Here is a 7,859-nt window from a genome sequence, read left to right as displayed (position 1 = left end):
AGTTGACCCAACCCCGATGGGACGTCCGATGACCCAGGAAGTCTTTCTGTCCGCGGTGAAGGCCCTGACCGAGGGCCGCCTGTCCCTGCAGGAGCTGTTCGGCGCCGCCGACGCGCTGCACCGTGACGGCGCCATCGACCAGGCGCTGCAGCTCTATCACCTGTGGATCGGCCTCAATCCCGATCACCACCTGCTCTATGCCGCCTGCTTCAACCAGGCGGTGCTGCACACGGCCAGCGGCAAGCCCGATCTGGCCAAGGCGTCGCTGGAACGGTCCATCGAGCACAATCCGGATTTCTATCCCGCCTACATCAACCTGGGTGGCGCCAACGAGGCGCTCGGCTCGCCCGATGGAGCGATCGAAACCTGGAACAAGCTGGTCGGCCGGCTGTCACAGGTGACGGGCCACAGCGTCCGCATGAAGTCCACGGCCCTGAAGCAGATCGCCCGTGTGCTGCAGGACCGCCAGCAATCCGTCGCCGCCGAGGATACGCTGCGCCAGAGCCTGGAACTGGACAACACCCAGCGCGAGAACGCCGAGCACATGCTGGCCGGGCGCATGGGCCAGTGCCGCTGGCCGGTGGTGGTGCCCTTCGAGGGCATGGACCACCTGACCCAGATGCGCAATTTCAGCCCGCTGTCGCTGGCGTCTTATACCGACGACCCGCTGCTGCACCTGGCATCGGCCTGGGAGCATTGCAACAAGATGTTCGGCCGGCGCATTCCGCGCCTGGCCGAAATCCGCCCCGAGGACCGGGCCGACCGCACCCGGCTCAAGATCGGCTATGTCTCGTCCGATCTGAAAGCCCATGCGGTGGGCTATCTCATCGCCGAGATCTTCGCCCTGCACGACCGGTCCAAGGTGGAAATCTTCGCCTATTATTGCGGACCGGCCGGCGAGGACCCCCTGAAGCAGCGCATCCGGGGCGATTTCGACCACTGGCTCGACATCACCGGCATGAACGACGACACGGCGGCCCAGCGCATCCGCGAGGACGGCATCGACATCCTGGTGGACTTGAACGGCCACACCAAGGGTGCCCGGACCAGGTTGTTCGGCATGTGCCCGGCCCCCATCAACGTCAACTGGCTGGGTTATCCCGGCACCATGGCCACGGCCTACCACCATTACATCATCGCCGACGACTGGATCATTCCGCCCGGCCGCGAGATGTACTGCTCGGAAAAGGTCATGCGCCTGCCCTGCTATCAGGCCAACGACCGCCAGCGCGCGGTCGCCGTCCAGCCGCCCAGCCGCACCGAGGCCGGTTTGCCGGAAGAAGGGATGATCTATTGCTGCTTCAACAGCCAGCAGAAGATCACACGGCTGATGTTCGAACGCTGGATCGCCATTCTGGCCGCCGTGCCGGGCAGCGTGCTGTGGCTGCTGGAAACCAGCGAGGAGGTCCAGGAGCGCCTGCGCGCCCACGCCCGCCAGTGCGGAATCGAGGGCGAGCGCCTGATCTTCGGCCGCCGTCTGCCCAGCCCCGAGCACCTGGCCCGCATGACGCTGGCCGACCTGTTCCTCGACACCTTCCCCTATGGCGCCCACACCACCGCGTCGGACGCCCTGTGGATGAGCGTGCCCATCCTGACCCTGTCGGGCCACAGCTTCGCGTCGCGCGTCGCAGGCTCGCTGCTGCGCTCGGCGGGGCTGCCCGAACTGGTGTGCTCGACCCCCGAGCAATACGTGGAGACGGCCATCGCGCTGGGCCACGACCCGGCGAAGCTTCAGGCCTACCGCAAGCAACTGCGCGACGCCAAGCCCAACGCGGTGATGTTCGACACCAACCTGCTGGTCAGCCGGCTGGAAGGGCTCTACGCCGAAATGTGGGAGGATTTCAGGTCCGGGCGCCTGCCGCGCCCCGACCTGCGCAACCTGGACACCTATATGGACGTCGGCATCGAGCATCCCGTGGAAGCCGTGGATTTCACCCCGGAGGACGAGTACTTCGCCCGCTGGCGCAACGGCCTCGCCGCGCTCGACCGCCTTTACCCCATCCCGGCGGACAGCCGCATGTGGCCCGCCCCTGACACGGAGAACGGTTGATGAGCAACGTCATGGCCGAGGTCATGCAACAGATCGCGTCCGGCAAGATCGAAGCCACCCGCGTCATCGCCGCCGCCGACAGCCTGGCCCAGCAGGGCGCCGACGCCGACGCGCTGGGGCTTTACCGCACCTGGCTGCAGTATAACGGCCAGAACCCGCTGGCCTATGCCATCCAGTACAATCTCGGCGTGCTGCTGAACAAGTTCAACGACCAGGAAGCCGCCGTCCAGGCCTTCAGCGCCGCCATCGCGCTCAAGCCGGATTTCTATCCCGCCCACATCAACCTGGGCAGCACCTACGAGCGCCTGGGCCGCGTTCCCGACGCCGTGACCCAATGGCTGGGCCTGGTCAACCAGCTGCCCGGCGTCACCGGCGACACGGTGAACTTCAAGGTCTCGGCCCTGAAGCAGATCGGCCGGGTGCTGGAACACACCTCGCTGGAGGAATCAGGCGAGGACGCGCTGCGCCAGTGCATCGAGCTGGTCCAGCCCGCCGACGCCATGCAGCACTGGATCGCCATCCGCCAGAAGCTGTGCAAGTGGCCGGTGCTGACCACCATTCCCGGCACCACCCGGCGCCAGCTGTTCTCCGCCATGTCGCCCCATTGCCTGGTCTTCCACACCGACGACCCGCTGCTGCACCTGGCGCGCGGCTGGAAGTACTACAAGGCCAAGATCGGGCGGCCCAAGATCCTGTTCGACAAGGAAAGCCACCGCGCCGCCCTGGCCAAGCGGCCCAAACGCAAGATCCGCATCGCCTATCTGTCGTCCTATTTCAAGGAGCACGCCCACGGCTACCTGACGGCGGAGATGTACAAGCTGCATGACCGCAAGCGTTTCGAGGTCTTCGCCTATTCCTGCTCGCGCCGCACCGGCGACCGCATCCAGACCCAGCTGATGAAGGACGTCGATCATTGGGTGGACATTCTGGAGATGTCCGACGAGGACGTGGCCAAGCGCATCCACGCCGACGGCATCGACATCCTGATCGATTTCAACGGCTATACCGGCGAGGCGCGCCCGGCCATCATGGCCATGCGCCCGGCCCCGGTGGCCGTCAGCTGGCTGGGCTATCCCGGGTCCATGGGCACGCCCTACCACGACTACATCATCGCCGACGACTTCACCATTCCGCCCGATCACGAGATCTACTACTCGGAAAAGGTGGTACGGCTGCCCTGCTACCAGCCCAACGACCGTAACCGGCAGGTGGCCGACATCAAGTGGACCCGCGAGGCGGCGGGCCTGCCGGCCAACGCCACGGTGTTCTGCGGCTTCAACGGATTGCAGAAGTTCACCGCTCCCATGTGGGCCCGCTTCATGGATATCCTTAGCCGGGTGCCCAACGGCGTGCTGTGGCTGCTGGACGGCGGCGACCGTATCAACGAAAGCCTGCGCCAGGAGGCCATCAAGCACGGCGTCACCCCTGACCGCATCATCTTCGCCCCCAAGATCATCAATGCCGAGCACCTGTCGCGCTATCCCCTGGCCGACCTGTTCCTCGACACCTCGCCTTGCGGCGCCCACACCACCGCCTCGGACGCGCTGTGGATGGGCGTTCCGGTGCTGACCGTGGCCGGGCGCGGCTTCGCGTCGCGCGTCTGCGGCAGCCTGGCCACCGCCGCCGGCCTGAAGGAACTGGTCTGCACCACCTTCGACGAATACGTGGAAAAGGCGGTGGACCTGGGCAACGACAGGCGCCTGCTGGCCGGCTACCGGGAGAAACTGGCGGCCAATCGCGCCACCTGCGACCTGTTCGACACCGACAAGCTGGTCACCCATCTGGACAATCTGCTGGAAGGCATGTGGAACGACTACCTCTCCGATCGGATTCCGGTTCCCGACCTCGTCAACATGGACATCTACGACGAGGTCGGCACCGACCTCGACAGTGACGAAGTGGAATTGCTGTCGCGTCCCGACTACCTCGACCTTTACCGGGCCCGGATGGACGAGATCAACCGCCACTGCCCCATTCCACCGGACACCCGGCTGAGAAAGCCGGGTGGCGAGAAGGCCCCGGCCAAACCGGCCGCCACCCCCAAGGCCAAGGGCAAGAAAGGGCGGTAATACCAAAATGCACTGATCGGAACCGATCAGTGCATCGCCCTCAATCGCCGGGCGCCGCCACTGCACGCGAAGGCGTGCATCCCAGATAGTTTGCCGGCGAAGCCGGCGGGCGGCTTGGCTCCCGCCGCATAAGCGGCGCGGCCATCGAAATATATTTCGATCCCCCGGAGGGAGGGCCTATCCAAACTGCGATGAGTCACGCTCATCACAGTTTGGTATAACGCCACCCGCCCAAAGCAAAAGCCCCATCCCGGGGGGAACCGGGATGGGGCTTTTTGCTCGGGCCGACAGGATCAGACGGACAGGTCCAGAACCCCGCCACGCCGGGCGGCGGAGGCGCCTTCGCTCTTGCCGGTCTCTGCCTTGGCCTGAGGACGATCCGTCTCTTCCGCCTTGTCCGACGTTTCAGCACCGGCCGAGCGCGCCAATTGGGTGACGCGGGAATAGCTGCGGGCGCCGTGAACGTAAGGCCAGGAAACGGATTGGCGGATCAAGTCGGACATATGACGGAACCTGTGGATTACAGACCGTCAGTCTAGCACAGGCGAAGAGGTTAACAAAAGGTAAAAGCGAATTAACCTTGACCCGGAAGCCCCGATCCCTCACTCTTTTGCCCCGTGATATCAGGGCTTTGCCTGATCCCCCAGCCTTCCCCTAATCCCAGCGCGACGCCGCCGCATCGTCGGACTCCTTGGCGTCGACCCAGGCGTCGCCTTGCAGGGTATGCTCCACCTTCCAGAACGGCGCCTTGGTCTTCAGCCAGTCGATGAGGAAGCGGCAGGCTTCGAAGGCCGCGTCGCGATGCGCCGACGAGGCGGCCACCAGCACGATGCGCTCGCCCGGCTCCAGCCTTCCGAAACGGTGGATCACCAGGGCGTCGTCCAGCGGCCAGCGCTTGCGCGCCTCGGCCTCGATGGCGTCCAGCTGGCGCTCGGTCATGCCGGGATAGTGTTCCAGCGTCATGGCGTTGACCGCGGAACCGGTGGCCGGGTCGTGCCCCATGTAGTCGCGCACCAGCCCGACGAACAGGCAGATGCCGCCCACATTGGTCTTGCCGGAAGAGAAGCGGGCCAGTTCGGCGCCGGGGTCGAAATCCTCGCGTTGGACACGGATCATTCTCGCTCTCCTTCAGGATGTCGGGCTATCGCCCGAACCCATTCGGGGCGATGCCTCCAAGCGGGGCCGGGGCGGCAGCCCCGCGTCTCGCCTAGCCCCCCGTGACCGGCGGGAAGAACGCCACCTCGTCGCCCATCTTCACCGGGGTGTCGAGATTGCCGTAATCCTGGTTCACGGCGACGCGCACCACGCTCATGGCCTCGAAGGCGGCGGCGTGGCCGGGCGAGCGGGTCTTCAGGAACTCGACCAGCTGTCCGACAGTGGCGATACCGGCCGGCGGGACGATATCCTCTTCCCCGATGCCGGTCTTGGCCTTCAGCCAGGCGAAATACAGCACCTTCATCGCATCATGTCCGCATAGGAAAGGAAATCCACCATCTCGCCGGGCGCGATGTCGCCCCGGTCCTCAGGCACGTCCACCAGCCCGTCCGACCAGGTCATGGAGGTGAGCACGCCCGAACCGTCCGAGGTGAACTTGGCCGCCACCAGCCGTCCGTCCATGTGGGCGAGCCGGGCGCGCAGGTATTCGCGCCGCCCCGGCTTGTGCCGGAAGGCGAAGCCGGCTTCCACGGAATAGCGGGGCAGAGCGGTCTGGGCGGCGCCCATCAGGCGCAGCACCATGGGCCGGGCGATGGCCATGAAGGTGACCATCACCGCCACCGGATTGCCGGGCAGGCCGACGAAGGGGGTCCCCGCCACCTCGCCCAGCGCAACCGGGCGGCCGGGCTTGATGGCCAGACGCCAGAAATCCAGCGAGCCCAGTTCCAGCACGGCGGGCTTCACATGGTCTTCGTCGCCCACCGACACCCCGCCCGAGGTGAGGATCAGGTCGTGGGACACAGCGGCCTCGGCCAGGGCGTCGCGGATGGTCTCGAAGCGGTCGGGCAGGATGCCCAGATCGGTAACCTCGGCGCCCAGCGCGCGCAGCAGGCCGGACGCGGTGAAGCGGTTGGTGTCATAGATGCAGCCGGGCGCAAGCTCGGTGCCGGGATTCCTGATCTCGTCGCCGGTGGAGAACACGGCGGCCTTCAGGGGCCGGTAGACGCGCAGCGACGAGCGCCCGGTGGCCGCCGCCACGCCCAGCTCCTGCGGCCGAAGACGGGTGCCTGCATGCAGCACCACCGTGCCTTTGGCGATGTCCTCGCCGGCGGCCCGGGCATTGTCGCCCTCGGCCAGCCGAATGGGCAGCACCACCGTCTCACCCTGGTCCTTGCAATCCTCCTGCATGGCGACGGTGTCGGCGCCTTCGGGCAGGGGTGCGCCGGTGAAGATGCGCACCGCTCCGCCCCGGGGCAGCGGCCCGTCCAGGGGGTGGCCGGCGGCGACGCGGCCCACCACCGGCAGGATTCCGGCGGCGGGCAGGTCGGCGCGGCGAAAGGCCCAGCCGTCCACCGCCGAATTGTCGTGGGGCGGCACGTTGACCGCCGAGACCACGTCCTCGGCCAGGATGCGGCCCAAGGCGTGGTGCAGGCCAAGCTCCTCGACGCCGACGGCGGGCTCCAGGCGCGCCTCCAGCCGGGCCAGCGCCTCGGCGACGGTCATCAGGTCGTTGCCCCCGGCGAAACGGCTGGTCACAGCCCCACCTTGGCGCAGATCATGGCGCCGATGGCGCCGGTATCGTCCAGATTGAGCTGGGGCAGCGGGCAGGCATCGACATTGCGGTCGCTGACCAGGGCGCACATGCGGTCGTCCTCGGGCCAGAAGGGCGGCTTGCCGCCCTCTTCCCGCCAGACCTCCAGGCGCGGATGGGGCCACTGGCGAAAGCCCTCCACCAGCACCAGATCCACCTTGCTCATGCGAGCCAGCAGCTGGTCCATGGTGTATTCGGGCTCGTCGCGATACTCGTGCATCAGCGCCCAGCGCCGGGCCGAGGCGATCATCACCTCGGATGCGCCGGCCTCCCGGTGCTCGTACGAATCCTTGCCCTTCTTGTCCACGTCGAAGGCCTCGTGCGCCTGCTTGACGGTGGAGATGGTGATGCCCCTGGCCCGGAACCAGGGAACCAGACGGATGATCAGCGAGGTCTTGCCCATCCCGGAGCGCCCCGCGATGCCGAACACCTTCATTCCGCCGATTCTCCCATGTGGCGCATGCCGGAGCGCAGGTAGTCCCAGCCGGTGAGGATGGTCAGGATGGCGGCGATCCACAGGCCCACCTCGCCCAGCTGGCGGGTGGGCATGAAGGCGGCGGCGTCGCCCACCAGCAGCACCGGAATGGCGGTCATCTGGATGCCGGTCTTCCACTTGGCCAGCCGCGATACCGGCATGCTGACGCGGACCTCGGCCAGGAACTCGCGCAGGCCGGACACCAGGATCTCACGCAGCACGATGATCAGGGCGGGCAGGAATGACACGGCGCTGAGGCGGTCGAAGGCGGCCAGCATGAACAGCACCGAGGCCACCAGCAGCTTGTCGGCGATGGGGTCGAGAAAGCGGCCGAACTTGGAGACCTGATTCCACGACCGCGCCAGATAGCCGTCGAACCAGTCGGTGATGGCGGCGGCGACGAACAGGGCGCAGGCGGTCCAGCGGGCGGCGTTGCCGTCCACATAGAACAGCCCGACCACCAGCGGGATCACGACGATCCGCGAAAGAGTCAGCAGGTTGGGCAGGCTGGTCAGCATG

8 protein-coding genes are annotated in these 7,859 nt (G+C 66.7%); 2 read left to right on the top strand and 6 right to left on the bottom strand.

The genetic code is table 11. The features are described from left to right. Positions 1-28: 28 nt before the first annotated feature. Together WV31_RS16100 and WV31_RS16095 are read left to right on the top strand one after the other, a co-directional pair. The gene (locus WV31_RS16100) at positions 29-2,050 is read left to right on the top strand and encodes an O-linked N-acetylglucosamine transferase, SPINDLY family protein (protein ID WP_085374524.1); all 2,022 of its coding nucleotides are present in this window, start codon (positions 29-31) and stop codon (positions 2,048-2,050) included. Continuing rightward, positions 2,050-4,119, top strand: a complete 2,070-nt coding sequence (locus WV31_RS16095) for an O-linked N-acetylglucosamine transferase, SPINDLY family protein (protein ID WP_085374523.1) — start codon at positions 2,050-2,052, stop codon at positions 4,117-4,119. Before WV31_RS16100 ends, WV31_RS16095 begins: the two co-directional genes overlap by 1 nt. A 293-nt stretch (positions 4,120-4,412) precedes the next feature. Here WV31_RS16095 and WV31_RS16090 read toward each other — a convergent pair whose 3' ends face one another. From WV31_RS16090 to pgsA, 6 genes are all read right to left on the bottom strand, one after another. Then, a complete protein-coding gene (locus WV31_RS16090; protein ID WP_085374522.1) occupies positions 4,413-4,622 on the bottom strand; it encodes a hypothetical protein in 210 nt (69 codons plus the stop codon). A 151-nt stretch (positions 4,623-4,773) separates the two neighbouring features. Further along, entirely contained in the window at positions 4,774-5,235 is a 462-nt protein-coding gene (locus WV31_RS16085; protein WP_085374521.1) for a molybdenum cofactor biosynthesis protein MoaE, read from the bottom strand. Positions 5,236-5,326: 91 nt separating this feature from the next. Beyond that, positions 5,327-5,578 (bottom strand): molybdopterin converting factor subunit 1, encoded by a 252-nt coding sequence (gene moaD, locus WV31_RS16080; RefSeq protein ID WP_085374520.1) that lies wholly within the window; start codon positions 5,576-5,578, stop codon positions 5,327-5,329. Next, positions 5,575-6,810: a molybdopterin molybdotransferase MoeA gene (moeA, locus tag WV31_RS16075; RefSeq protein ID WP_085374519.1), complete on the bottom strand. Its 1,236-nt coding sequence runs from the start codon at positions 6,808-6,810 to the stop codon at positions 5,575-5,577. Before moeA ends, moaD begins: the two co-directional genes overlap by 4 nt. Beyond that, on the bottom strand, positions 6,807-7,301 hold the full coding sequence (gene mobB / locus WV31_RS16070; protein ID WP_085374518.1) for a molybdopterin-guanine dinucleotide biosynthesis protein B: 495 nt from the start codon (positions 7,299-7,301) through the stop codon (positions 6,807-6,809). Before mobB ends, moeA begins: the two co-directional genes overlap by 4 nt. Next, complete coding sequence (pgsA, locus tag WV31_RS16065; RefSeq protein WP_085374517.1) at positions 7,298-7,858, bottom strand: CDP-diacylglycerol--glycerol-3-phosphate 3-phosphatidyltransferase; 561 nt, start codon at positions 7,856-7,858, stop codon at positions 7,298-7,300. The genes mobB and pgsA overlap by 4 nt, the downstream gene beginning before the upstream one ends. Between the last annotated feature and the right edge of the window lies 1 nt (position 7,859).

It is taken from the genome of Magnetospirillum sp. ME-1 (assembly GCF_002105535.1).
In the GTDB taxonomy this organism is placed as follows: domain Bacteria; phylum Pseudomonadota; class Alphaproteobacteria; order Rhodospirillales; family Magnetospirillaceae; genus Phaeospirillum.
This window is presented reverse-complemented; position numbering and strand designations above follow the sequence as displayed.